The organism is Paenibacillus woosongensis (genome assembly GCF_009725165.1).
Taxonomy (GTDB): domain Bacteria; phylum Bacillota; class Bacilli; order Paenibacillales; family Paenibacillaceae; genus Fontibacillus; species Fontibacillus woosongensis.
Genome location: NZ_WNZW01000002.1, coordinates 283,526 through 306,687 on the forward strand (window position 1 = coordinate 283,526; position 23,162 = coordinate 306,687).

21 protein-coding genes are annotated in these 23,162 nt (G+C 51.2%); 6 read left to right on the top strand and 15 right to left on the bottom strand.

Translation table 11 applies throughout. From position 1 onward, the window contains the following. Nucleotides 1-12: 12 nt before the first annotated feature. The 7 genes from GNP95_RS07770 to GNP95_RS07800 form a co-directional block, all read right to left on the bottom strand. Nucleotides 13-669, bottom strand: coding sequence for an MgtC/SapB family protein (locus tag GNP95_RS07770; RefSeq protein ID WP_155610290.1), 657 nt, complete (start codon nucleotides 667-669; stop codon nucleotides 13-15). Nucleotides 670-822: 153 nt separating this feature from the next. Then, the gene (locus GNP95_RS07775; RefSeq protein WP_155610291.1) at nucleotides 823-1,086 is read right to left on the bottom strand and encodes a YlbG family protein; all 264 of its coding nucleotides are present in this window, start codon (nucleotides 1,084-1,086) and stop codon (nucleotides 823-825) included. Between the two features lie 64 nt (nucleotides 1,087-1,150). Next, nucleotides 1,151-1,591, bottom strand: coding sequence for a YlbF/YmcA family competence regulator (locus GNP95_RS07780; RefSeq protein ID WP_155610827.1), 441 nt, complete (start codon nucleotides 1,589-1,591; stop codon nucleotides 1,151-1,153). Between the two features lie 74 nt (nucleotides 1,592-1,665). Next, on the bottom strand, nucleotides 1,666-3,453 hold the full coding sequence (locus tag GNP95_RS07785) for a helicase-associated domain-containing protein (protein ID WP_155610292.1): 1,788 nt from the start codon (nucleotides 3,451-3,453) through the stop codon (nucleotides 1,666-1,668). Between the two features lie 2 nt (nucleotides 3,454-3,455). Beyond that, nucleotides 3,456-5,189: a DNA repair helicase XPB gene (locus tag GNP95_RS07790; protein ID WP_155610293.1), complete on the bottom strand. Its 1,734-nt coding sequence runs from the start codon at nucleotides 5,187-5,189 to the stop codon at nucleotides 3,456-3,458. A 101-nt stretch (nucleotides 5,190-5,290) separates the two neighbouring features. Next, a complete protein-coding gene (locus GNP95_RS07795; RefSeq protein ID WP_155610294.1) occupies nucleotides 5,291-5,713 on the bottom strand; it encodes a CBS domain-containing protein in 423 nt (140 codons plus the stop codon). 55 nt (nucleotides 5,714-5,768) lie between these two features. Continuing rightward, nucleotides 5,769-6,938, bottom strand: coding sequence for an amidohydrolase (locus GNP95_RS07800; RefSeq protein ID WP_155610295.1), 1,170 nt, complete (start codon nucleotides 6,936-6,938; stop codon nucleotides 5,769-5,771). A gap of 221 nt (nucleotides 6,939-7,159) precedes the next feature. On the opposite strand from GNP95_RS07800, the gene GNP95_RS07805 reads away from it, so the two are divergent. Both GNP95_RS07805 and ftsW read left to right on the top strand, forming a co-directional pair. Further along, nucleotides 7,160-7,501, top strand: coding sequence for a YugN family protein (locus tag GNP95_RS07805; protein WP_155610296.1), 342 nt, complete (start codon nucleotides 7,160-7,162; stop codon nucleotides 7,499-7,501). A 10-nt stretch (nucleotides 7,502-7,511) separates the two neighbouring features. Next, nucleotides 7,512-8,756 (top strand): putative lipid II flippase FtsW, encoded by a 1,245-nt coding sequence (gene ftsW / locus GNP95_RS07810; protein WP_155610297.1) that lies wholly within the window; start codon nucleotides 7,512-7,514, stop codon nucleotides 8,754-8,756. Nucleotides 8,757-8,865: 109 nt separating this feature from the next. On the opposite strand, the gene GNP95_RS07815 is transcribed toward ftsW, so the two are convergent. Continuing rightward, nucleotides 8,866-9,228: an Asp23/Gls24 family envelope stress response protein gene (locus tag GNP95_RS07815; protein ID WP_155610298.1), complete on the bottom strand. Its 363-nt coding sequence runs from the start codon at nucleotides 9,226-9,228 to the stop codon at nucleotides 8,866-8,868. Between the two features lie 152 nt (nucleotides 9,229-9,380). On the opposite strand from GNP95_RS07815, the gene cax reads away from it, so the two are divergent. After that, entirely contained in the window at nucleotides 9,381-10,502 is a 1,122-nt protein-coding gene (gene cax / locus GNP95_RS07820) for a calcium/proton exchanger (RefSeq protein ID WP_155610299.1), read from the top strand. A gap of 115 nt (nucleotides 10,503-10,617) precedes the next feature. Here the strand turns inward: cax and GNP95_RS07825 are convergent, their stop codons facing one another. From GNP95_RS07825 to GNP95_RS07845, 5 genes are all read right to left on the bottom strand, one after another. Next, entirely contained in the window at nucleotides 10,618-10,905 is a 288-nt protein-coding gene (locus GNP95_RS07825; protein ID WP_055107555.1) for an Fpa/YlaN family protein, read from the bottom strand. A gap of 218 nt (nucleotides 10,906-11,123) precedes the next feature. Then, a complete protein-coding gene (locus tag GNP95_RS07830; RefSeq protein WP_155610300.1) occupies nucleotides 11,124-11,369 on the bottom strand; it encodes an HPr family phosphocarrier protein in 246 nt (81 codons plus the stop codon). Nucleotides 11,370-11,452: 83 nt separating this feature from the next. After that, the gene (locus GNP95_RS07835) at nucleotides 11,453-12,568 is read right to left on the bottom strand and encodes an aminopeptidase (RefSeq protein ID WP_155610301.1); all 1,116 of its coding nucleotides are present in this window, start codon (nucleotides 12,566-12,568) and stop codon (nucleotides 11,453-11,455) included. A 157-nt stretch (nucleotides 12,569-12,725) separates the two neighbouring features. Further along, nucleotides 12,726-13,565 (bottom strand): hypothetical protein, encoded by an 840-nt coding sequence (locus tag GNP95_RS07840; protein ID WP_155610302.1) that lies wholly within the window; start codon nucleotides 13,563-13,565, stop codon nucleotides 12,726-12,728. Between the two features lie 130 nt (nucleotides 13,566-13,695). Continuing rightward, on the bottom strand, nucleotides 13,696-15,639 hold the full coding sequence (locus GNP95_RS07845) for a sensor domain-containing diguanylate cyclase (RefSeq protein ID WP_155610303.1): 1,944 nt from the start codon (nucleotides 15,637-15,639) through the stop codon (nucleotides 13,696-13,698). 499 nt (nucleotides 15,640-16,138) lie between these two features. Between GNP95_RS07845 and rpsD the strand changes: the two genes are divergently transcribed. The 3 genes from rpsD (at nucleotide 16,139) to GNP95_RS07860 (ending at nucleotide 20,547) form a co-directional block, all read left to right on the top strand. Next, nucleotides 16,139-16,738 carry a 30S ribosomal protein S4 gene (gene rpsD / locus GNP95_RS07850; RefSeq protein ID WP_155610304.1) on the top strand — a complete coding sequence of 200 codons (600 nt, stop codon included), beginning with the start codon at nucleotides 16,139-16,141 and terminating at the stop codon, nucleotides 16,736-16,738. A gap of 219 nt (nucleotides 16,739-16,957) precedes the next feature. Beyond that, entirely contained in the window at nucleotides 16,958-20,029 is a 3,072-nt protein-coding gene (locus GNP95_RS07855) for a transglycosylase domain-containing protein (protein WP_155610305.1), read from the top strand. A gap of 146 nt (nucleotides 20,030-20,175) precedes the next feature. Beyond that, on the top strand, nucleotides 20,176-20,547 hold the full coding sequence (locus tag GNP95_RS07860; protein WP_155610306.1) for a hypothetical protein: 372 nt from the start codon (nucleotides 20,176-20,178) through the stop codon (nucleotides 20,545-20,547). A 38-nt stretch (nucleotides 20,548-20,585) separates the two neighbouring features. On the opposite strand, the gene GNP95_RS07865 is transcribed toward GNP95_RS07860, so the two are convergent. Together GNP95_RS07865 and GNP95_RS07870 are read right to left on the bottom strand one after the other, a co-directional pair. Further along, complete coding sequence (locus GNP95_RS07865) at nucleotides 20,586-22,403, bottom strand: sensor histidine kinase (RefSeq protein WP_155610307.1); 1,818 nt, start codon at nucleotides 22,401-22,403, stop codon at nucleotides 20,586-20,588. 2 nt (nucleotides 22,404-22,405) lie between these two features. Continuing rightward, nucleotides 22,406-23,137, bottom strand: a complete 732-nt coding sequence (locus tag GNP95_RS07870) for a response regulator transcription factor (protein ID WP_155610308.1) — start codon at nucleotides 23,135-23,137, stop codon at nucleotides 22,406-22,408. Between the last annotated feature and the right edge of the window lie 25 nt (nucleotides 23,138-23,162).

Genomic DNA, 23,162 nt, shown 5'->3' on the forward strand with positions numbered 1-23,162 from the left:
TTATGAGAAATTTTACTCCGCTTTAACTTTTTTCACTGATTCGTTGCTTCCTAAAGCGAGCATTAGCGCCTCCATGTCATAACCGCCTTTAAGCTGTATCGTCAAAGCGAGGGTCATCGATTGTCCCCCGCGTTCCACTTCAAAAGACAGAACGGCAATATGAAGCTCCCTAAGCTGTTTTAAAATCCGCTCCAAAGCCTCCGCTTCGTTCTCGAGTACAAGGGTGATATTTTCGACTTTTGGAGAGGTCAACCGGCCTAAGCGGCCATGCAGCACGATTTGGCCTACGAAAATAATCAGCATCACACCGATGCCGACGAAATACATGCCGGCCCCAACCGCCATGCCAATTCCCGCCGTCGCCCATATGCCTGCTGCTGTAGTCAGCCCCTTCACCGTTTGCTTCTGCATGAATATCATGCCCGCCCCCAAAAAGCCGACCCCGCTCACAACACCGGCCGCGACTCTTGACGGATCGAGCGACAGGTTGCTCCAGCCGATCTGGTCCTGAAAGCCGTACTTGGAAATGATAATCATGAGGGCAGAGCCAGCAGCCACGATAAAATGCGTCCGCACCCCCGCTTCCTTCATGCGGCTTTTTCGCTCAAAGCCGATGATATAGCCGCAAATCCCCGCGATCAGCACGCGCAGCAGCAGTTCATACTCCATGATTTCCGCCTCCTGACGATGTTCTGCTCCATTCTGGATAAAACCGCTAAAAATAAAGAGCGCCCCGAAGGGTCGCTCTTTATTGTATCCCGCCGGCATTTTAATAAGTCCTACGCCAATCGGGTCATGAGTATTCGTACGTGCATTTGGATTCTACAATCCATAATATTGCGTCTTGTCTGGAACTTCCTTTGAATATTCCGTCTTGATTTCATTGCGATACGATCGTTCAATCTTGCGGACATACGACAGCTTGCGGATATTCCGCATGATATCCTCTGCGCGCTCCGCATTTACATACATGACGACGTAATGCATCCGCCGGGATAAATAGTGCACGCTCCCGTATTTCTCCAGATTTCTTGCCGCCTTCAAATCGTTTACCCATATGATATAGCCTGTACGTTCCGGAAACATGTAATCCCCCCAATATCGTCGCCTGTAAAAGATGGTGCTGCCGCCATATATCGGCGGTGCCCCGTTATCCGCAGCTGCAACTGCCGCCGCTTCCGCAGCCGCCGCCCTTTGGATTCGGGTCGTTGCTCGGTACCTTAATAGTATCGGATACGGAATAAGCAATCGTCTCCGACATCTGATGCAGTATGTCGTCCAGCTCTTTCTCTGCCGCTTTGAATTTGCGTACGGCTTCGAACTGCTCTAGCTCCTTCTCCACCTGAGCTACTTTGTCTTTCGCCTCATGGTAATTGGGATGGTAGTGGCCGAATCGCTCCGTCTCCTCAAAGAGCTCCTTCTGCGCGTCAAGCTTTCTGACGAATGCCTGGATCTCCGGGTCTTCCTCCACGCGTCTCTTCCAGTATAAATAATCGGATACCGCGGTGGAATTGTTTATCATATCGCCTAATTCATAGGCGTATGTCAAAAGCTGGGCCATATCGACCGTCTTCAGCTCGGTTACGCTCATGAATCTCAACTCGATTCTATATAGAATGGTCTACTAAAAAATCCATGCAACAATACAATTTTCAGTAGACTACACTATAATAACATATTCGGTTTCCCAGCAGAAGGGTTTCCCGCGATTGCTCCGTTCCGGTCTTCCGCAACGATCTCTGGAAGGAGCAGACGCATAATCTCCCAATTTTCCGGAGTCAGCACGGCATCGCGGCCTTCGGAAGAATTGGGCGAGAACAGTTTGCCTGTAACCTGCCAATCCGCCCCCCCTTGCAGGCCTGCGGGCAAATATTCATACATTTCCCCTTTGATTCCCAAGGCGAGCATGACATGCCACTTCATAGCCTGGCTCACCATTTCCCGGGCGGTTGAGGAATGATAGCTTCTTGCCGTCTTTAGCCATATGGCCGGAACCTGATCCAGCCCCGGAAACAGCTCTTCCCGCTCCAAGCCAGTATCAAATAGGCGATATGAAGAGCGGTCCTCCCCGCAAAATATCCAGCCGCTGCCGTTGCCTCCTGACTGCGGAATACCGTTCGGCCCTCCTAGCTCGGGCAACTTGGACAAAGAACCATCCAGCCTGGGGAAAACCCGCAACTCCCCCGGTTCCCCAAGCTCCCTCCCCCATTCTTCAAGGGCAAGGGCTACATTGTCCGGGACGCCCGAAGAGGAACGCTGCAATTGGCGGAGCGCTTCCCGCCAGGAGCGGCCAAGCCGGATCCCTTCGGCGATGCTCTCTCGCGTCAGGCGATACACCGACATGCGGTCCGCATAAATGCATTCACTAATGGCTTCCAGCTCCCATCGGCAGGCAAAAGACACTTCTGGGGGCACGATGATTTCAAAATCTGGCTGAACGCAAAAGCCGGATTCCGCCGTTTCACCGTCTTCATCCCGATGCAAAGCGTCCTGCGCCAGCCCAAGCCTTCTTGGCTGCTCTATCCAGCGAAAGGCTCGTCCCCCCGCATTATGGCATCCCAGCTCCAGCCAGCCAAAGCCGCACATAGCCTCGATCCAGCCCCATAGCCAGCGCCGCCATTCCTCAGGCGGGTCAAGGCGAAGCAGCCTTTCCTCCTGCAGCCATTGGATAAGCATCTCTATGGAATACCACTCGCCGGGAACAAAAAACGGAGATGATAATGCATAAACAAGGTGCTGCAATCCTGCCTCCGCGGGAACATATTTCGTTTGAACTCGGCGATACAGCTCTGCATTCATTCCGTCCACATTCTGTTCTAGCCAGAAAGTTATTGCCTGCATATTCAACTGCCACGCTTTTGGAGCCTGAATGATAAGCTCCATATCCAGCAGCAAATCCAGCACGACCGCCGTTGAAGCCGGAATCGTCTCTTGGTGGGGATAACTAAGCTCCAACCCCGTTACGTCTTCAGGCTGCAGCGCTGTTTGCCCGCTTAATTTCACGAGTGCCCGTTGGTAAATGCCTCCTTTTGCCGTAACGGGAATACCGTACTTTGCAATCCAAACGAGGCTGCGGAACAAATCCAACGCGAGCCCCCGCTTCGCCTCGCGGATAAGCTTGATTTCGCTGCCGCTGATCGGCTCAAGCTTCGGTTGCATCCATTCACCCTGGATCATGTCTGCAATTTCCTGTGGAATGTAGAATAGACGCTCGCCCCATGAATTACGGACCGAAACCAGATAGCGATGACGCAGCAGTGCCGGAACGGCTGCACGCAAATCGGCCGCCGTGGTCCGGCCCTCGGCGGCCTTCGGCAGATGCTCCAGCTTGAAGGAGAGCCCGGCGAATCGGCGAAAGATTAAGAATAAGGCCATTTTAGCGGCTGGCGGGAATCCTTCCGCTCCGCGTTCGCGGCCCTGCATCTCTTTCGATGTCATGCATTCCCTGTTCATGCCTAAAGCACCTCCGACTGGGCAGCATCATCTTGAAAGATAGCTTCATCACGGCGAATCTTGTACTCATAGCCCTGCTCGACAAGAAAGAGCTGACGGCGCAGGGCAAAATGCTGCTCCCTGCTGTCCGCGGAGACCAAGCTATAGAAATATGCCTTTTCTCCCGTTGCCTTCGGCCGGAGTATCCGGCCGAGCCGCTGCGCTTCCTCCTGTCTTGAGCCGAAGCTGCCTGAGATCTGCACGGCCACTGACGCATCCGGCAGATCTACGGCAAAATTGGCTACTTTGGAAACGACAAGGACTTGAATCTGCCGTTCGCGAAACGCCTGAAACAGCCGGACTCGCTCCTCCTGCGGAGTACTGCCTGTAATAAGCGGTGCCTGAAGTACGTATGCTGCCTCGGCAAGCTGCTGCAAATATTGGCCGATGACGAGGATTTGCCGGCCTTCATGCAAGCGCAGCAACCGCTCCAGCCAGGCGGTCTTCCGGGAATTTTCGGATGCGATTCTAAACTTCTCCCGCCCTTGCGCGGCTTCATACTTTTCCTTTAAGGACGGGGCCATCGCAACCTGAATCTCCTGGCATTCGACCTTGGCGATATGCCCGGTTCGCTCCAATTCGCGCCAAGGCACCTCATAAAGCTTAGGTCCGATCAGAGAGAAGACATCCCGCTCGCAGCCGTCTTCCCGGACGAGCGTAGCCGTCAGCCCGAGGCGCCGGGTCGCTTGAATATCAGCCGTAGCCCGGAATACGGGAGCCGGGAGCAGGTGCACCTCATCATAAATGATCAGTCCCCAGTCTCTTTCGTTGAATAAGCGCATATGCTGAAAATCGCCGTCTTTTTTCGTGCGGTGGGTTAAAATTTGATACGTTGAAACGGTAACCGGACGTACCTGCTTCTTATCGCCGGAATATTCCCCGATCTGTTCGGACGTCAGCGTCGTCTTCTGGCAAATCTCAGTTATCCATTGCCGTACGGAGGTGACATTCGAGGTCAGGATCAGCGTTTCGCATTGCAAGCGCTCCAGTGCGGCAAGCCCTACTATCGTCTTTCCAGCCCCGCACGGCAGCACGATCACTCCGCTTCCGCCATGACTCGCCTGCCCTTCGGCCGGATTCACCCGGCCGGCAAACGCCTCAACGCCTGCTGCCTGGTAATCCCTCAGTGCAAATGGTTGGCCATCCCCAATCACGCTCCTTAGAGCGACCGGCAATGTATGTCCGCGATGGTACCCCGCTTCATCGGTGATGGGATAACCCAGGCGTGCCGCCTCCTGCTTCAGCAGGCCGCGAAACACCGCTGGAAAGCACAGCCGGAAGCCGTCCCGCTGCAGCCTGAAAGAAGCCAGCGACGGTTCCCTCTCCAGCTCATCCAGCAGGGCCGGGTTCGAGCGACGCTGCTCAATATAGAGCATGCCTGGGGCACCGTCTGTTTGAATTAAAGCCAGAGAGCCGTAGCGAGACATCCACATGCGGATGTCGGAAAGCACCTTGCCCGGCACCTCCCATCTCGACAGGCAGCGGAGCATCTCCACAACATCGTCCGCCGTTTGGCCACCCGCTGCAGCATTCCATAAAGACAGCGGCGTAATTCGGTATGTATGAAACATGGCCGGACTTTTGACGAGTTCTGCAAAAAGAGCCAGCTTGTTTTTGGCCTGTTCGAAACCGGGATGCCCCTTCTCCAGAAGAACCGTAAAATCACGCTGCACGATGCAAGCTCCCATTCCGTTCATCCATTAAAGCCTCCTTATTCCTTCCAAAAGTCTGTAATATGGAAAAGAAGAAGCCCGCAAGCATGATGCGAACCTCTTCTCTTAAATTGACCTTAGCATGACTAGTGGACTTGGTGGGAAATATCGCTCAGCGCGTCGCCGGCTTCATCGGCAAAATTGTTGCGTACAGCCATATCTCCAATCGACACGATCCCGATGAGCCGTTCTCCTTCCGTAACCGGCAGGCGGCGAATTTGCTGCTCCGCCATCATATCCGCAGCCTCGTCAACCGGCGTGTCCGGCGATGCGCAGCGGATGCCCCGTGTCATAACCGTCTCTACGGCTGTAGATCCCGGATGCTTCTCCGCAATCGCCCGAATGACGAGATCACGGTCGGTAATCACTCCGATCAGCCGGTCTCCATTTTCGACGACGGGAATGAAGCCCGTATCATTGTTTTTCATTTTTACCGCAACCTCATAGATATTGTCCTTTGGCGATACGGTAACTACTTGGTCAGTCATGATATCTTTTACTTTTCTCATTGCCATCCCTCCATCATCTAGATTTCCTAGGAGGGAGCCATATTATGCATGGCCCTTAAATGCTGCTTTCTTGGTAAGCTTCCGCCATCGCGATCAAGAGGCTTGCCGCATGCAGCATCGCTTTTTCATCGATATCAAATTTTGGATGGTGATGCGGATAGATCGCATTCTTCTGCGGATTTCCGGCTCCTACAAGCATGAAGCAGCCGGGAACCCGCTGCAAATAGTAAGCAAAATCCTCGGCAGGCATAATTTGCGGTGAGAGCTCGCTCGACAGCCCGGTCTCCCGCTCCGCAACCTCCCGAAACCTCTCATACTCCTCCGGATGATTGACCAGGCTCGGATAGCCGGTCATATAATCGATCGTTACGCCCGCCCCGTAGGCCTGTGCCGTCCCTTCAGTCAACCGCTCGATCCGTTCGCGGATTATCCTGCGGGTCTCCTCCTGGAAGCAGCGGACCGTACCGGCCAGGCGGCATGTGTCGGCAATAACATTCTGAGCCGTCCCCCCGTGAATAGAGCCGATCGTTACGACAGCGGGATCCAGCGGGTTGACTGAACGGCTGACGACACTCTGCAGCTGGAGAACAAGCGCCGCTCCGGCAACAACGCTGTCCACCGCGGCATGCGGCATGCCGCCATGGCCGCCGCGGCCTGACAGCTCGATGAAGAATTCGTCGGTCGAGGCCATCATCGGCCCGGGCCGGCTGGCCGCCGCGCCTACCGGGATCGGCGTCCATAAATGCACGCCGTAAATCACGTCCACGCCGTCCAGCGCCCCTGCCTCAATCATGGATAGTGCCCCGCCCGGACAGACCTCCTCCGCCGGCTGAAAGATGAGCCGGATTTCGCCCTGAAGCGTCTCTCTCCGGGTGCTGAAATATTCGGCAACCCCGAGCAGAACGGCCGTATGGCCGTCATGTCCACAGGCATGCATAACGCCGGGAACCAAAGAAGCATATTCGCACGTCTTCTCGTCCTGAATCGGCAGTGCATCCATATCGGCACGCAGCGCAACCGACTTCCCCGGCAAATGGCCGCGAATGGTGCCTACAACTCCGTTCCCTCCGATCCCGACCGCTGCATCAATGCCCAGCTTCTTTAGCTCATCAGCGATGTATGCCGCCGTTTTCTGTTCCTTGAACGACAATTCCGGGTGGCGGTGCAAATACCGTCTCCGCTCCACCATAGCCGGAAACAACGATTTTAGCGTTTCCTCTCTCATGGACTTCCACTTCCTTCTTCGTCAATCACGCATCAAACTGCCGGCAGCATGCCCGCCGACATACGATATGTATTATTGTAGCAGAAAAATCAGCGCCCTCAATATAGGGCATATCACCATAAACGGCGTCCCTTCACCCTTTTGAAGCGTTTCCTATGCTTGCACAAGTGGTGGAAACATAATATCATGGGAGAAGAACTTTTAAGGAGGCATTTTACACGATGATTCTCGAAAATACCGGTTTGAACGGATTAAAGAGCGACTTGTCCTATCTGGACGAATCCGCAGAGAAAGTCGGGTTTATTCGCTGGCAATGGGAATATTACCGGGCTACATACGATTACAAAATAGAAGCAAATGATAACGAGTACTTCCTTCGCATTAACACGCGGGCTGTAGAGGGCAAATTGGAGCGTCCGGACACGGTTCTGGAAATTGAAGCGGTCTATATCGGACGGGCTACATTCCCGCACGGGCTGGAATACGAATCGGAAATCCCGTCATTCGTACAAAAGACGGCCAACCTTAAGCTAGCCGAACTGAAGCAGCTTCTAGAGGCATAAGGAATTTGGCATGAGAGACAGCAAATCAGAGCCCAAACGCGGAGCTCCCGATTTTCAACTGCTCATCCTCACCTTGTTATTGGTTGGCTTCGGGATCGTCATGGTTTTCAGTTCCAGCTCCAGCATTACTTTGGTAAGCGAAAAATTTGGTTATGATTTGATGTACTTTACGAAACGTCAAATAGCTTTCGGAGGAGTCGGCCTGATCCTCATGTTCATTACGATGAACATTCCTTATAACAAATTCAAGAAGCTTTTTGTTCCGGTTTTTATTGTAACTATTATTATGCTGATGCTTGTTCCATTTTTAGCTGACGATATCTTTGGGGCAAGAAGCTGGTTTATGATCTTCGGCCTGGGCGTTCAACCTACCGAGCTGGCCAAGATTGCTACGATCCTTTATCTGGCTGCTCTGATTTCAAAGAAAGGGGATCGCTTTCGGGATTTAAGAACAGGCTATATTCCCGTGATGGTCATCGTCGGCTTTGTGGCTGGTCTTATCATGATGCAGCCCGATTTTGGCTCATGCATGATTCTGGTCGCTACCGCAGGCCTGATTATATTTGCCGGCGGAGCAAATTTGAAACATATTTTAGGTTCTATCGCTTTGCTTATCCTAGGAGCCAGCATCGTACTCGGTGCCGGCGCCCTTTTAGAGCAAATTAATCCAAGCGAGAAACAAGCAGGCAGCAATTATAAAGTAGGACGAATTACATCATTCATTAACCCTTGGGAAGATCCGCAGCACACAGGCTATAACATTATTCATTCCTTAACCGCGCTAGGACATGGCGGCTTAACAGGAGCAGGATTCGGCCAAGGCATTCAGAAGCTGCATTATTTGCCCAACTCGTACAATGACTTTATCTTTTCCGTCATCGGCGAAGAGTTCGGGTTTATCGGCAGCATCATTTTCCTATTGTTATACATCTATTTTATATGGAGGGGACTGCTGGTCTCACTCCGCTGCTCCAGTACGTTCGGCTTGCTGACCGGCGTCGGGATTATGGGGCTTATCGCCATCCAGGCCTTCGTTAATATCGGAGGCGTAACGCGGACGATTCCCATTACCGGCGTAACCCTGCCATTCATCAGTTACGGCGGCTCCTCCCTGCTGGTCATGATGGGAGCAATGGGCATTGTCCTCAGCATCTCGCGCGACTCCTCCCTGCCTGCAAAGCAGGAACGAACCAAATCGGTCGTTGTAAAGGATCCATCGTATGAGCTGAGCCATCCGAGACGCCGCCATTTATAGCAAGAAAGAAAGAAAGAAAGAAGACTACGGGCTCCCCGTAGTCTTCTTTCTTTCTTGCCGGTTCGGTTCTGAAATTCTCGAACGATCTATGTACCGTCACGCTGCACGATCAGATTTCATCATCCTTGAATGCAACGCCTTCAACTTTCACATTGACTTCCACGGTTTTAAGTCCTGTCATGCTTTCGACCGCTTCACGAACATTTTGCTGAAGCATCCGGCACACCTCGTGAATCGGCGTCTCGTACAGCACAATAATACGGAGATCAATTGCCGCTTCCAACTGACCGACTTCTACGGTGACGCCCTTTTGCACATTTTTGCCGCTTAACCGCTTTGCCCAGCCTTCGGACAAGCCGCCAGACATAGCCGCAATTCCCGGCGTTTCCAGGGCCGCCATCCCGGCGATTTTTGCAACGACGTCGTCTGAAATTCGAATAAGCCCATTATCTAACTGTAATTGTTCGGTCATGGTCAATTCCTCCTTCAACCTCATTATATTTATTGTAATTCCTATGCTGCTGTAAAGCAAATGTGGAATATTCTTTTGTGGTGTATCGTTTTTATTTTACCCAAATTGGTTATATTGAGTTTGATATATTCACGCAAAGCCGAGGTGCCAATATGCGAAAATATGTATCGCCAAGCCTGTTGATCATTTTCTTTATTTTAAGCGCCGCAGGGCATTACGCACACTGGCCGGCCACCCTGCAGTTTATCATTTCCGCCGTTGCTGTCATCTTTGTTGCCGGATTTCTGGGAAAAGCGACCGAAAGCGTAGCTCATTATGCCGGACAGCGCCTGGGCGGATTTCTTAACGCAACCTTCGGGAACGCTGCGGAGCTGATTATCGGCATTCTGCTCGTTCGCGAAGGATTATTCGACATGGTCAAAGCGAGCATTACCGGCTCGATTATCGGAAATCTGCTGCTTGTCCTCGGTTTAAGCCTGTTCGCTGGCGGATTAAAGCATAAAATACAACGGTACAACGTATCGCTGGCGGGCATGAACGGCTCGTTGATGATCGTGGCGATTATCGCCTTGTTTGTACCGGCTATTTTCCTGCAGACGCATGTCCTCCATGAAGAGGACCGGACCGCGCTTAGCCTCGTCGTCGCCGGAATCCTCATCGCTTCCTATTTGCTATGGCTCGTCTTCTCCATGATTACGCATAAGGATTATTTGGCCGATGTCACGGAAGCCGGCAAAAGAGCGGACAATGGAGCTGCCGCCGAATCAGACGGCATCGCCCTGGCCACCGCAGGAGGCTCGCATGAATTGCCGCCCGCATGGTCCAAAGGCAAATCGGTCACGTATCTCGTCCTGGCAACGGTCATGGTCGCTTTCGTCAGCGAATGGCTCGTAGGAACATTGGATACGTTCACAGAGCGTTTCGGTCTTAGCGAAATATTTGTCGGTGCCTTCGTTGTCGCTATCGTCGGGAATGCGGCAGAACACAGCGCAGCCATTTTACTCGCCATGAAAAATAAGATCGGCGCCTCCGTAGAAATCGCCGTGGGCAGCAGTCTGCAAATCGCTTTGTTCGTTGCTCCGGTGCTGATTTTTATCAGTCACCTCTTCGGCCGGCCGATGGACATCGTGTTCACCGTAATTGAGCTTGCGGCCATTGGCGTGTCCGTCTTCATCGCCAAATCGATTACTCAGGACGGACAGACGAACTGGTATGAGGGCCTGCTCCTGATTGCTGTCTATGCGATTCTGGGGGTCTCGTTCTACCTCGTATAACGCCGTAAGATCGTCAGGTCGGCCACACAGCGATACAAACAAAGAAAGCGTACATCCCGGCGATCACACGGATTGTACGCTTTCTGTGGTATGTAAGCCTGTTTCTATTAACAGGCTACTCTTTATTATTCATCGCTTCGTATAACAGGGCCAAATTCCGCTCGAGCTTGTTCAAAATTTGTTTGCCTGTTGACTCTTGAATGAGCCCGACACGAACCGCGTAGTCAACCTGTCTGGAGAAACCATACATCTGGGTATCCAATACTTCCTCATAGAGAGGGCAGTAACGCGTAGCCAGGTTCTCCATCTGCACTTCGATCAGCTTCTGTATTTTATCCGCATCTTCCTGCAGAAGATTTAATGCTTTCAGATTCAGTTGCTCCTGCAAATCAGATGAAGTCATGTTTCTTCCCCCCTATGTCCCTAAAGTCGATCACTCATCTACTCTATTCTTAATATTAGACGAAATCGAAAGCCAATACAAGAACCTCTCTAAATAATCCCTTTCCCAAGTCTCCCCAATTGGGTATGACGTTTCGCACATCCCGGAATGATACTTCTAAATATGTTCAAAAAAGCACCCTTGCCTGTATCGGCAAGAGTGCTTCTTCGAATGAGCAATTATTCGGCAACTACCTTCACATTCAAGCCGTGCTTTGCAAACACTTCAGATACGGCAGCCTTCGCAGCGTCTGCATCTGGTCCGTGAACATGAAGCTCATAGCTTTGCGTGTTTACCAGCGTTGTGAAGAGACCCAAAATACTTTTTACATCGATGTACTTATTATCTGCTTGAAGAACGATGGATGATGAAAATTTGCTCGCGGTTTGAGCAATTTCAACTACCGCTTGATTGTTGTTCGCCATTTCGAATCCCTCCGCGTCTAACTTTGGAATAAATATATTACCATGATACATTGAATCCGCTTCCCTAGCAAGGTATATTCTCTCTATTTCAGGTTCTCCGGATTCAACGCCTCCAGCTCAGGCACTACAAATATTCCGTCTTTGCGGATGAGCACGTCATCGAAATAAATTTCCCCGCCGCCGTACTCTGGACGTTGGATAAGCACCAGATCCCAATGAATGGAGGATTTGTTCCCGTTAAATGCCTCTTCATAAGCCTGGCCCGGCGTAAAATGAAGGCTGCCGGCAATCTTCTCGTCGAACAGAATATCCTTCATCGGGTGCAAAATGTACGGATTGAAGCCGATCGCAAACTCGCCAATATATCGTGATCCTCCGTCCGTATCGAGGATTTTGTTAAGGTTTTCCGTATCGTTGCTCGTTGCCTCTACGATTTTTCCATTCTCGAAGCGGAACTTGATATTCTCGAACGTAATCCCGTTATACAAAGTAGGCGTGTTATAGCTGATCGTACCGTTTACCGAATCTCTGACTGGCGCCGTATATACTTCGCCGTCCGGGATGTTGCGCTCTCCCGAACATTTGATGGCGCCGATTCCTTTAATGGAGAAGGACAAATCAGTACCAGGGCCGGTAATCCGGACTTTATCCGTGCGCTTCATTAAATCGGCTAATGCATCCTGCGCCCGATCCATTTTAGCGTAATCCAAATTGCATACATCGAAATAGAAGTTCTCGAAGGCTTCGGTGCTCGTGTTCGCCAATTGCGCCATGCTGGCGTTCGGATAACGAAGGACGACCCATTTCGTATGCTTTACCCGCTGCTCGCTATGTACAGGATGGGAATAAAGCGAATTGTACAGCTTCATTTTCTCCTCAGGGACATCGGACAACTCGTTCACATTCGCGCCGGCCCGGATACCGATATAACAATCCATCTGTTTCATCCGGTTAAGGTCAATTTCTGCCCAGGTTTTCATCTGTTCCTCGTTTGCATATTTGAACAGCGAACGCTGCACTGTCCGGTCAGTCAGCTCCACAAAGGCATTCCCTCCCTTCCTGCCAACCTCTTCGACGATCGCGATCAGCAAATCCCTTTCATTGCCGATCATCTCTACAAGCACGTTTTCTCCCGGTTGAACGTTAACTGAATAGCCCACCAAATTTTCCGCCAATTTCTGTATTCTTGGATCTCGCATACAGACTTACGCCTCCTCTAATTTAGATAAGCAGCATTCCCATCTTGACAGGAAAGCTGCTCCGTTAGTTGAACGCTGGTTAATTCGTTTTCTATTGTAGCACGGTCTGCCGGTCTCTTCCAAGAGATTAGGAGATATTCGGAAAATAACCAGCTTGCTATTTATAATCAGCAAATCGGTTATCTGTACGCAGCATCTCCTGCTGCGGAGCACCTTGCGGGCTTAAATACGCTATTCTCGATTCAGAGGTCAGGCGCATCGGAAGCCCTGTCTTCGAATTGAGGGTCAGATGGTATACGGCTTGAATCTCAGCTTGATTCAGCATTTCGGCAAGCTGTTTATTTCCCGCATTCCAGATCTGCTCCGACTGGCTGGCCAGCTTCGCCCGTTCCGCATTCGGCAGCTTGGCAAGCTTGCTTTCCCATTTCTGCCTTACCTGCTTCATCTCTTCCTCCAGCTCACTGCCAATCAAAGCCTGTGCATCCGCGGCATCAAGTTCAATCCGCAGCACCTTCGTTCCTCTGGCTGCCCCGCTCTCCAGCTTGATCGATTTCCGGGCATTGCGGATATGCTCCAGCTGTTCCAGCGGGTTAAGCCGTGCGAGCCCCTTGCCCAGCGACTCTTCGTCAGAAACAATATGCCAGCGCCGTCCCTGCGCCACAAGCTTCGTTTCATATTTTTCCCCCGGGCGCGTCCCCGATGCCAGCAGGCTTCCCTTGCTGCCGGACGCCCCTTCCGCAATGACGGTCCGCATGGTCAAGCGGTGATGGTCATCCAGCCTGCCGCTATAGCTTAAATTTTGCTCCAGTACCCCCTGCTCTCCGCGCCATAATGCCGCTTTGCCCTGAAAGGTCAAAGCATCAACGCCGGCCAGGCCAGACCACGCGTGATTAAACCATTGCTCGCCGGTTCGCGCCTCCTGCAGGCGGCAGGACGACATCAACACTGCAGCCATCAAGCAAAAAATCGCTAAGATGAACCTGTGAAGCAGACCCATGATGCTGATTCCTCCCTTAGGATAAAGCCTGTTAGCTGTAGGCTGTCCCTGCCCAAAAAAACTATGCGTCAGCACAGCAAAAAACTGCCTCACGACGTGAGACAGTTATCATGAAACAGCACTATATTATTTAACCAGCCTGCGTTTGATTTCTGCCGTTATTTTTCGCTTTGTACAGCGCCATATCCGCCTGGTAGAACAATGATTCAACACTGATCCTGTCATCATCCCGGGTCCACTCGGCAATGCCGCACGACACAGTCACCTTCGGCTCGGTCTCCTGTTCTACGCGCAAACGAATCATCTCCGCGATTTGCAGCCCGTGCTCCATGCTCGCTCCCGGCAAGTACAAGGCAAGCTCTTCCCCGCCCCAACGGGCAGCGATATCCGTCTTGCGTATCGTGCTCCTGATAATCGAACATACCTGCTTTAGGATCTTGTCTCCGGTTTGATGCCCGTACGTGTCATTGATCCCCTTAAACTGATCGATATCGACGACAATCAATGAGCCGTTGGTGTCCTTCTTCTGAAACTCCTGAATCGTATCATCCAAATAATGCCGCGCATACAGTCCTGTGAGCATGTCCCGATTGGCCATTCTACGTACTTCCGCATGCAGAGAAGCATTAGCGATGGCTAGGCCGATATGGGAAGCCAGCACCTGCAGCAGCTTGTAATTTTCATAAGAGAAAAACCGTTCTTCCCGGTGGGACAGCATAATAACGCCATTCACCTCTCCCCTGACGATTAAAGGAGCGGCAATCAGGGAGCGGGAGTCCGTGATCTCCATCATTTTAGAAGAAAACTTGCCATAGGCCTTGTAATCTGACAGAATAATCGGCTCTTGCGTCGAGTAGACCAACCCGCTAAAGCCGTAATCCTTCGGAAAAAACTCCTTGGACAACGACGGCACATTGCTGGACATGATTTCGAAATGCTCGTTTTCTTTGGTGATTTGCGAGATGCAGCAAAATTCGGCTTTAAAAATCGACAGCAGCTCTTCCGTTGCGAATTTAAAAACCTCTTTGGGACGGAGACTTTGATTGAGCCGTTTAGTCAATTCATTGATGAGCCGCAGCTCGCTGATCAACAGATTGGATTGCTCGTACAGCTTCGCGTTCTCGAAGGCAGTCCCCGCCGTATCGGCCAGCATGCTGATGAGCTGTAAATCGATTTCCTCTACCTGATCCTTAGGCAGCAGCAAATGAAACACCCCGTAAACGCCCTGCTTGCCAATGAGGGGAACCGCAATTTCTATGTAAGGCTCGCCCTCTGTACTCTGCAGCTCTTTGCGCAGCATCCTGCCTTCCATAAAAGCCCTAACGCAGATATGCTCCTGCTCTCCGTGCAGCAGAAGCGACTTGACCCTCGGATCGCGGCTGACGTGATCCTGTGACATGAGCAGCTCGACCTTCGCATCTGGATACATGCCGGCAATTCTCTCGAACACTTCCGACAAAATGGAATCGACGTCGATTTTGCCATGCAGCTTCTGAACGACCTGGAACAAAATGGAGCGACGATGCTCCTCGCGTTTGGTCTGTCTCTGAATGCTCAGCAAATCAAGCACGAACCAGGAATGGAATCTCTTATAGAAGCAGGCCCGGAAATAATGGGCGTTCATTTTTGCCAATATGAGCGAAGCATCAGCACTTATGCCTTCATCCAGCACGCAGCCGAACACGGCGAACAATTGCCCGTTACTCCGCGTTAAGACCGGTACGGCAATGCAGCTGAAGCATTCGAAGGAACGGACGGCACATTCGAGGCTTTGTACGGTGGCGGCGATCGTCTCGGCCACGAGCTCCGGGATCGGCATGTCCGCATCGATGATCGTCCCGGTATGATTGGCCACAAACCACCATCCCCCGTCAAGTTCAAGCAATCCGGAAATCTCCTGCTTCCAATCCGCGTAGCCTTTCTGTATGAACGGTTCAATATATGAGTAATCATGCTCTGTTATATCGAGTTGTTCCAGCCAACTCATATGCTCACTTGCTTCCTCAAATAGCACAGACAGCGAAGAATTCGGAATTGTATCTATCATCGGGTCGTCTCTTGATTGTTTGGCCATAGGAAAACTCCTTTTCGTCGCACTTGGAATACGGCGATTTATTGGTAACCTAAGCTATTCAACTCTGTCCATGTATAACAGCTGATCATGTTCGTCTCGTCCGTCCAGTCAGTTTCGCTCCTGCGATTCTTTTTTGTGACTATATGTTTATTTTACTATCTTCCGTCCCTTTTTGCATTAATTTTACTCTATTCTGCCACACTTTTTTAGGCCGAAAGCCCTATCGACATAAACCACGGTTTTTAACGCTTTTCATACAAAAAACCCATCTTGACTTTATTCGATGATTTCATATAATATATATTGTTGAAGAAGACTGGATAGGTCTTTGATTGGGGCGTAACGCATGCGAGCACCCTCTGGATTTTGTTGCTGTCGGGACAGCGGCTGAACTTTCCTGACAGATAAGCGTAATTATCTCTATCCTTCGCTTACTAAACAAAGTCCGCGCAAGTAGAACCCTAGCGAAAATTTCAAATTAAAGGAGTCTACCTATACAATGGCACGTTACACTGGTCCTAAATTTAAACTTAGCCGCCGTCTTGGCATTTCCTTGAGCGGCACTGGAAAAGAATTGAAGCGCCCGTTCCCTCCGGGGCAACATGGTCCAACCCAACGGAGAAAAATCAGCAACTACGGTATGCAGCTTCAAGAAAAACAAAAGCTTCGCCACATGTATGGTCTTGGCGAAAAGCAATTCCGCACTTTGTTCAACAAAGCTCAAAAAATGAGCGGTATCGCGGGTGAGAACTTCATGTTCCTCCTCGAGACTCGTTTGGACAACTTGGTATACCGTCTGGGCTTTGCCAATTCCCGTGCAGGCGCACGTCAATTGGTATCCCACGGACACGTTACCGTTAACGGCAAAAAGGTTGACATCGCTTCTTACTCCGTAAGCACTGGCGACGTAATCGGTCTTCGCGAAAGAAGCCGCGGTCTTTCTTCTATTAAGGAAGCCCTGGAGAACCGCACTCACGTTCCTGCTTACCTTGAGTTCAACGACCAAGCGCTGGAAGGCAAATTCATCCGTTTGCCAGAGCGTTCCGAGTTGTCCCAAGACATTGACGAGAAGCAAATCGTCGAGTTCTACAACCGTTAATAAGCTTCACAAAACCGACTCGTCCGCAAGGATCGGGTCGGTTTTTTTATTTTCTGCAGAGCAATGCATTTTAGCAAGTTATAAAATACATACTTTTTACAAGTCCAGAACGGTGATTCTCAGGCCAGAATCATTTTTTTCTGTGCGGCCAATCTTTGAAAGAGCATTCAAATCCCTTAATTTATGCTATAATGTTGCTGTTAAAAAGGAGGATATTTCATGGCTCGCGATAACGATACAAGCTCCAACAAAAAGCAACAGAAGAACAAGGCAAAAGCGCCAAAACGCTCGAAATGGCGCTGGGTCTGGATGACGCTGGGCTGGCTGACCCTGTTCGGATTCGCTGCCGTTCTCTTTGCCGGAGGCGCCGTATTCGGGTACGTCACCTCGATCGTGAAGGATGACCCCGTGCGGTCCCGTGCCGATATAGAAGCGAAAATCAATCATAACGAGATGACAGGCTTCGCCTATTTCCGCGACGGCTCAGGCATCGGCCAGCTTCGTTCGGAAGAAGACCGGCGGCCGGTCAGTTATGATGAAATTCCTGCTTCCGTCATAGATGCGGTAATCGCTATCGAGGACAACAACTTCTACCGCCATATCGGCGTCGATTTCAATGGAACAATGCGTGCGGTCAAACAACGGCTTCTGAAGGAGGATGTACAGACCGGGGGCAGCACACTGACTCAGCAGCTGGCCAGACGCGTATTTCTGAGCCTCGACAAAACCGCTAACCGGAAGGTGAAGGAAATTTTTCTTGCTGTACGTCTGGAACGCTTTCTCTCCAAACCTGAAATCATTACAGCTTATTTGAATAAGGTTCCTTTTGGCAACGGCTCAAACGGATATCAGGTCTACGGCATCAAAGCTGCCGCCAAGGGGATATTCAACGTCACCAACCTAAACGAGCTCAATATTGCCCAGACGGCTTATCTGGCGGGGCTGCCTCAGCTTCCTTCCTCCTATTCCGCCTTTAACGGCAAGGGTGAGTTCAACGAAGAAGCATTTGCGCGCGCCATCAAGCGGCAGCAGCTCGTGCTGTCCCGCATGCTGGAAGAAAGCAAGATTACCAGAGAGCAGTATGACGAGGCTTTAGCCTTTGACATTAAAGGCTCTTTGGCAGCACAAACAAAAAAAGCTTACGAGACCTATCCTTATCTAATGCTGGAAACCGAACGTCAGGGCGCTCTCGTCATCGCCATGATGAATAATCCGGAGATGACCAAAGAGGAGCTGCTGGGCAATCCGCAGCTGCTCGAAGAAGCGCGGCAGCAGCTTCTGACGGGAGGCTACCGGGTATACACGACCATCGATAAGCAAGTGTACAATGCCATGCATAAGGTGTCGGAGAACGCTGACAATTTCAGTCCTTACAGCGAGAAGAAAGGGCTTGAGCAAGTCGCTGCCATCATGCTCGACAACCGTTCTGGAGCCATTCTCGGCATGATTGAAGGCCGGGACTTCTATACGGAGCAAATGAACTATGCTACACAAATGAAAAGGCAGCCCGGCTCCACAATGAAGCCGATCGCCGCCTATCTGCCGGCAATGGAACTCGGTCTGATCCAGCCGGCCAGCATCATCGATGATTCGCCGATTATTTTGCGGGATTACTCCAAGGGCTATCATATTCCGGTAAATTCAAGCGGCGGGTATAAAGGCTTGGTTACAGCAAGGACCGCGCTGAATGAATCGCGAAACGTACCGGCGCTGAAGGTGTTTAATCAAACTGTAGGCATCGAGCAGGCCTGGGAGTTCACCAAGAAGCTCGGCATTACCACATTGGTCGAGGATGACTACGGGGCGCAGACTGGCGTCCTTGGAGGCCTTAAATACGGCGTCACTGTTGAGGAGCTTACGAACGCGTATAGCACAATCGCCAATGGCGGAGAATTCACCGATGCCTACATGATCGAGAAAATCACCGATTTTAAAGGCAATGTCGTCTATAAGCATCAGGTAGATCCTGAACCGGTCTTTTCCAAACAGACCGCCTATCTGATGACAGATATGCTTCGCACGGTCATTACCGACGGAACAGCCAGATCACTCAAAAGTGACTTCAAAAGCTATGGAAAAATCCCGATTGTCGGTAAAACGGGCTCTACGCAAAATTATGCGGACGTATGGTTTATGGGGTATACTCCCGACGTGTCGCTAGGCGTCTGGATCGGTTATAAAGAACCGGTTAATACGCTGTCTAATGCAGGCAAGTCGAGAGCTCGCTCCATCTGGGCCAAAGTGATGAATGAAGTGACCGACAGCAAGCCGGAGCTGTTTCAAACGAAACAATTTGAGAAGCCGGACGGCATCGTAACCAAAACCGTCTCAGGCTATAGCGGCAAGCTGCCGACTGCCCTTACACAGCAGGCCGGAAAAGTGGTTACGGACATGTTTAACGCGAAATACGTGCCTACCGAGCCTGATGACGTGCTCGTTCGGACGAAATATATTACGTATGAAGGCGTGAACTATATTCCGCATGACACGACCCCCTCCGACATGGTGCTGGAGAAAGTCGTCATGAAGCGCGAGAAGCCGATTAAGGAGCTTGTCGACGAGCTTCAAAAGGCCTTTTCCGGCATGAAAGGCGGTCATAAACCGCTTAGCTTCTATATGCCGAAGGATGCTGGCGAAGATGCTCCAACCAAGCTGGATCCAAGGGAAGACGATGGCAAAGATCCATCACCGCCAAGTGATATCCATCTGACTGCGGCAGGCGGCGCAGCGAAAATATCTTTTGCCAAAAATCCAGAAAATGATGTCGTCGGCTATCGCCTGTACCGGTCGGAAGGCGGAGCTGCCTTCAAGGGAACAGGGAAAGTCGTGCTGACGGGTCAAGACACCTTGTTCACGGAATCGGGCTCCGGAGGGAATTACGCCTACTACATCACAGCGGTAGACGTTGCTGGAAGAGAATCCGCGCCAAGCGCGATCGTCAGCTTCGATAGCTGGAGTGGCATTCATAATCCAGATGGCTCGGATCAGGAGTCATTGCCGGATATTGATTTGGATAATTTAGCCCCGCCTAACGCACCAGGGCAAGTTGGTGTGCAGCTCAACGATCAGGAAATTACGGTATCCTGGGCAGCCAATGCGTCCGAGGAACATATTACGAAATACCAGATCTATTTATCGGATACAGCAGATGGAGTGTATTCCAGACTAGGCTCGACCCCAGCCACGCATTTCTCGTTTAAAACGGATGCTCCAAGCGGTTGGGTCAGGGTCACGGCGATCAATGGGCTGGGAGAATCCTCGCCTTCAGGTTCGGTGCAGTTCAAGAAATAACCGCGAACACCAAAAGCTTCCATGGAACATTTCGTTCCGATGGAAGCTTTTTTCTATGAAACTTGATTTTGTTTGTTTTCAATGGGATTTATGTCCAAGCAGCCGAATTTTGAGATTCATATACTGTTCGCGAAGGAGGTGACAGCATGAGTAAAGCAATGATCTCTCAAGCCGTTTTTCCAAGACTTCGCTTGTTTCGAGAGGAGAATTTCAGAGGACGCAGATTCGTCGTTCGCGGTAATGTCGGAATACGGAACCTAGAGCGGACATTTGGCGACATCGAGAGCCTGCGCTTCTTCTCTCCGAACGCGGGGGCTACCTTAGTTCTGTTCTCCCGTACGAATTTCAGAGGAAGATTCCGGGTTTTTCGGGGCTTAACCAATATCGCCGATTTAGACGACATTATTGCAGGCAGCGAGCCAGAATCGATCATCAGCTCCAATAGGCGTCTAAGCCTGGCGGAAATTCGGGCGATTCGCAGAACAGGCATTTTGCCTAACGGCTTCAGATCTATCTAATATCCTCGAGGCCTCCGGGACATTCGGCTAGATCGTACTTAGATCTGCCGGATGTCCTCTCTTATTCCGCTGAAGCTTGCCGTAATTAATGTTCCCTGCCCCACCGCACTTCGCACCTCAACCGTCCCCCCATGCGCTTCGGCGATTTCTTTAGCTATCGCCATGCCTAGTCCACTGCCTGACGTTATGCGATCCGTGGGCGTTCCCCGATAATACCGTTGAAACAAACTGTTTAAGGTAGCCTCATCCATGCCGTTACCGTTATCTTCGAAATGTAGGGTGAAGCCGGATCCAGGGCCTTTCTGCAACTGAATTTTCAATTGCGTCCCTGGCGGGTTATGCAGCATGGCGTTGACCATAATATTATCCATCATTCGGCGAAATGCAAGAGGATCTACATGATAATAAATATCCTCGGAGGAAGAAATCCATTCGCATTCATACGGCGACCAGGCAGGATCCTCCGCAATGCGCGCAACGGCTTCCCCCGCCACCACGTTCACATTGCGGTATTCCAGATGCAGCGCATCAGAGGCATGCTTGAGGCGATAAAGCAAATTTAAATCCTGAATCAGGCCATCCATATATTCTGCCTTTTCCACCATGATTGCCGCAAAGTCCGTAACTTCCTCTCTGTCCCACTCGTACTGCCCGGATCGCAGCAGTTGGGCATAACCGTATATGGAGGAAAGCGGCGTCTTCAGGTCATGGGACAGGCCGGCAATCCATTCTTCCCGCATACGCTCATTCTGCCCACGTTCCAACTCATGCTGCTCCAGCTGCTGAGATAATTCCTCAACAGAATAAACGACTTCAGCATACGCTTTATACCTGTGCTTCAGGCGGCCGGAACGCCGTCTGCTGCTCGGTCTGCCATGCCGGTCGGCCGGCTCCTTGTAATACCGCTGCGCAAGTTGCTCCAGCCATCGCATTACATGAAGCATTGGCAGCCCGATTCTATTCCCCTGCCACAATGCCAATCCGCCGCAAGCAAGCAATAGGATCAGCACGAGACTGCCGAACCCGTACATTATGAGCTGACTGTCACTAGTGACAGTAGGGCCAAACGGTGTTAAGCCGATGCCAGGAGCAGCATCATATGGAGCATGAATCAGCCACATCCTTCCGCTGTCCTTCTCCGTTCTCATTTCCGTGCGCATGCCATAGCGTTCCGGGTATTGCCATCTTAATACGAGCTCCTGCGGAGAGTATTGATGCGGGACGCCTGAAGGCAGACGGTACGACAATAGCTCTTTTCCCTCAGCACTCAGCAGCTGTATGCCGGCCTTATATTCCTCCAGGGAGTATCTAATCTCCTCGGGCCATACGATGGTTCCAGAGGCCGACTCAGTTTGCCGCGCCTCCCTGATTAAATGTTCAAACGCCGCACCTCCCTCGGCTAGTACAGACGCCGCCGTGTCCAGCGGCTCCTTGACGCCATACAGAAGCGTAACCATTTCTCCTTCAATAGGGCGAATCAATATATAGAGCCGATAAGGAAATGGCTGTTGACGGTTAAAGTAGTCGATCAGTTCACCAGGCTTATATATTCCGGGAACATCCGGGGGTGTAAAATAGGCGCTCGTTGCCTCCCCATCCTCATTTAGCACTTGAAGCCAGCCGCCATTAGCTTCCACCTGCTTCAGCAGCCTGGGCGAAATGTGCGGAGAGCCGTCCTCACGGACCGAATAAGCGTCCATGATGGATTCCAGCGCCACGCGGGAGAAATTCCGCTTTAAATCCAGTTCCGTCATTTTTTCTGCGATCCAAAGAAACATCATCACAATGCAAATTGCCGTAATAACTCCGACAGTCAACCACTGTCTGATGAACATCCAGACAAAACGGCGGCGCATGGTCACGGTTCTGCTCCTCTGCGGACCAGCTTATAGCCCAGTCCCCGCACAGTCAGCAAAAATTCTGGTTTGGCAGGATTCCGCTCAATCCGCTCTCGTATACGGTGAATATGTACCATAACTGTGTTGTCATCCCTGAACGCAGACTCGCCCCAAACCCGTTCATAAAGCTCGTCTTTTGAAAATACACGATTAGGATGGCGGCATAAAAATAAAAGCAGCTGAAAGACTTGGGCCGGGCAGTCAACAGCACTACCGTTTACCGTAAGCTCCTTGGCGGTCCCATCCACAATGAAGTAGCCAAAATCATATATTTCTTGAATACTCGCCCTCTTTGCAGGCAGAGATCCTGGCGATCCGGATCCAGTGGTCCTTCTAAGATGAACCTTCAGTCGAGCGATGACCTCAAGAGGATTGAACGGCTTAATGATATAATCATCCCCTCCTATCGCGAAGCCAGTCAGCTTGTCCAAATCTGTCGAACGGGCCGTCAAGAACAGGATCGGCGCAGCTGTCCATTCGCGAATGAATGGGGCTGCCTCGAAGCCGCTCTTACCCGGCAGCATCACGTCTAAGATAATAAGATCGTATGATTTGGAGCGGCAGGCCTCTATGGCCTCCTCTGCGCTCTCGACGGAGTCTACTTCGGTATAGCCTTCCTTGGCCAATACCGTCTGCAGCAATTTAAGAATTGCCTTCTCGTCATCCACCAGCAGGATTTGGGGCTGGCTCATTCTTTAGTCCTCCCTGTGCTTCCAT

Excerpts from the sequence above, each read along its gene's own strand:
- GNP95_RS07815 (WP_155610298.1), bottom strand. The coding sequence starts at position 9,228 with ATGACCGAACAATTACAGTTAGATAATGGGCTTATTCGAATTTCAGAC.
- GNP95_RS07870 (WP_155610308.1), bottom strand. The coding sequence starts at position 23,137 with ATGAGCCAGCCCCAAATCCTGCTGGTGGATGACGAGAAGGCAATTCTT.
- ftsW (WP_155610297.1), top strand. The coding sequence starts at position 7,512 with ATGAGAGACAGCAAATCAGAGCCCAAACGCGGAGCTCCCGATTTTCAA.
- GNP95_RS07830 (WP_155610300.1), bottom strand. The coding sequence starts at position 11,369 with ATGGCGAACAACAATCAAGCGGTAGTTGAAATTGCTCAAACCGCGAGC.
- GNP95_RS07865 (WP_155610307.1), bottom strand. The coding sequence starts at position 22,403 with ATGCGCCGCCGTTTTGTCTGGATGTTCATCAGACAGTGGTTGACTGTC.
- GNP95_RS07785 (WP_155610292.1), bottom strand. The coding sequence starts at position 3,453 with ATGAACAGGGAATGCATGACATCGAAAGAGATGCAGGGCCGCGAACGC.
- rpsD (WP_155610304.1), top strand. The coding sequence starts at position 16,139 with ATGGCACGTTACACTGGTCCTAAATTTAAACTTAGCCGCCGTCTTGGC.
- GNP95_RS07845 (WP_155610303.1), bottom strand. The coding sequence starts at position 15,639 with ATGGCCAAACAATCAAGAGACGACCCGATGATAGATACAATTCCGAAT.
- GNP95_RS07825 (WP_055107555.1), bottom strand. The coding sequence starts at position 10,905 with ATGACTTCATCTGATTTGCAGGAGCAACTGAATCTGAAAGCATTAAAT.
- GNP95_RS07780 (WP_155610827.1), bottom strand. The coding sequence starts at position 1,591 with ATGAGCGTAACCGAGCTGAAGACGGTCGATATGGCCCAGCTTTTGACA.
- GNP95_RS07855 (WP_155610305.1), top strand. The coding sequence starts at position 16,958 with ATGGCTCGCGATAACGATACAAGCTCCAACAAAAAGCAACAGAAGAAC.
- GNP95_RS07800 (WP_155610295.1), bottom strand. The coding sequence starts at position 6,938 with ATGAGAGAGGAAACGCTAAAATCGTTGTTTCCGGCTATGGTGGAGCGG.
- GNP95_RS07860 (WP_155610306.1), top strand. The coding sequence starts at position 20,176 with ATGAGTAAAGCAATGATCTCTCAAGCCGTTTTTCCAAGACTTCGCTTG.
- GNP95_RS07790 (WP_155610293.1), bottom strand. The coding sequence starts at position 5,189 with ATGAACGGAATGGGAGCTTGCATCGTGCAGCGTGATTTTACGGTTCTT.
- GNP95_RS07840 (WP_155610302.1), bottom strand. The coding sequence starts at position 13,565 with ATGGGTCTGCTTCACAGGTTCATCTTAGCGATTTTTTGCTTGATGGCT.
- cax (WP_155610299.1), top strand. The coding sequence starts at position 9,381 with ATGCGAAAATATGTATCGCCAAGCCTGTTGATCATTTTCTTTATTTTA.
- GNP95_RS07805 (WP_155610296.1), top strand. The coding sequence starts at position 7,160 with ATGATTCTCGAAAATACCGGTTTGAACGGATTAAAGAGCGACTTGTCC.
- GNP95_RS07775 (WP_155610291.1), bottom strand. The coding sequence starts at position 1,086 with ATGTTTCCGGAACGTACAGGCTATATCATATGGGTAAACGATTTGAAG.
- GNP95_RS07770 (WP_155610290.1), bottom strand. The coding sequence starts at position 669 with ATGGAGTATGAACTGCTGCTGCGCGTGCTGATCGCGGGGATTTGCGGC.
- GNP95_RS07835 (WP_155610301.1), bottom strand. The coding sequence starts at position 12,568 with ATGCGAGATCCAAGAATACAGAAATTGGCGGAAAATTTGGTGGGCTAT.
- GNP95_RS07795 (WP_155610294.1), bottom strand. The coding sequence starts at position 5,713 with ATGAGAAAAGTAAAAGATATCATGACTGACCAAGTAGTTACCGTATCG.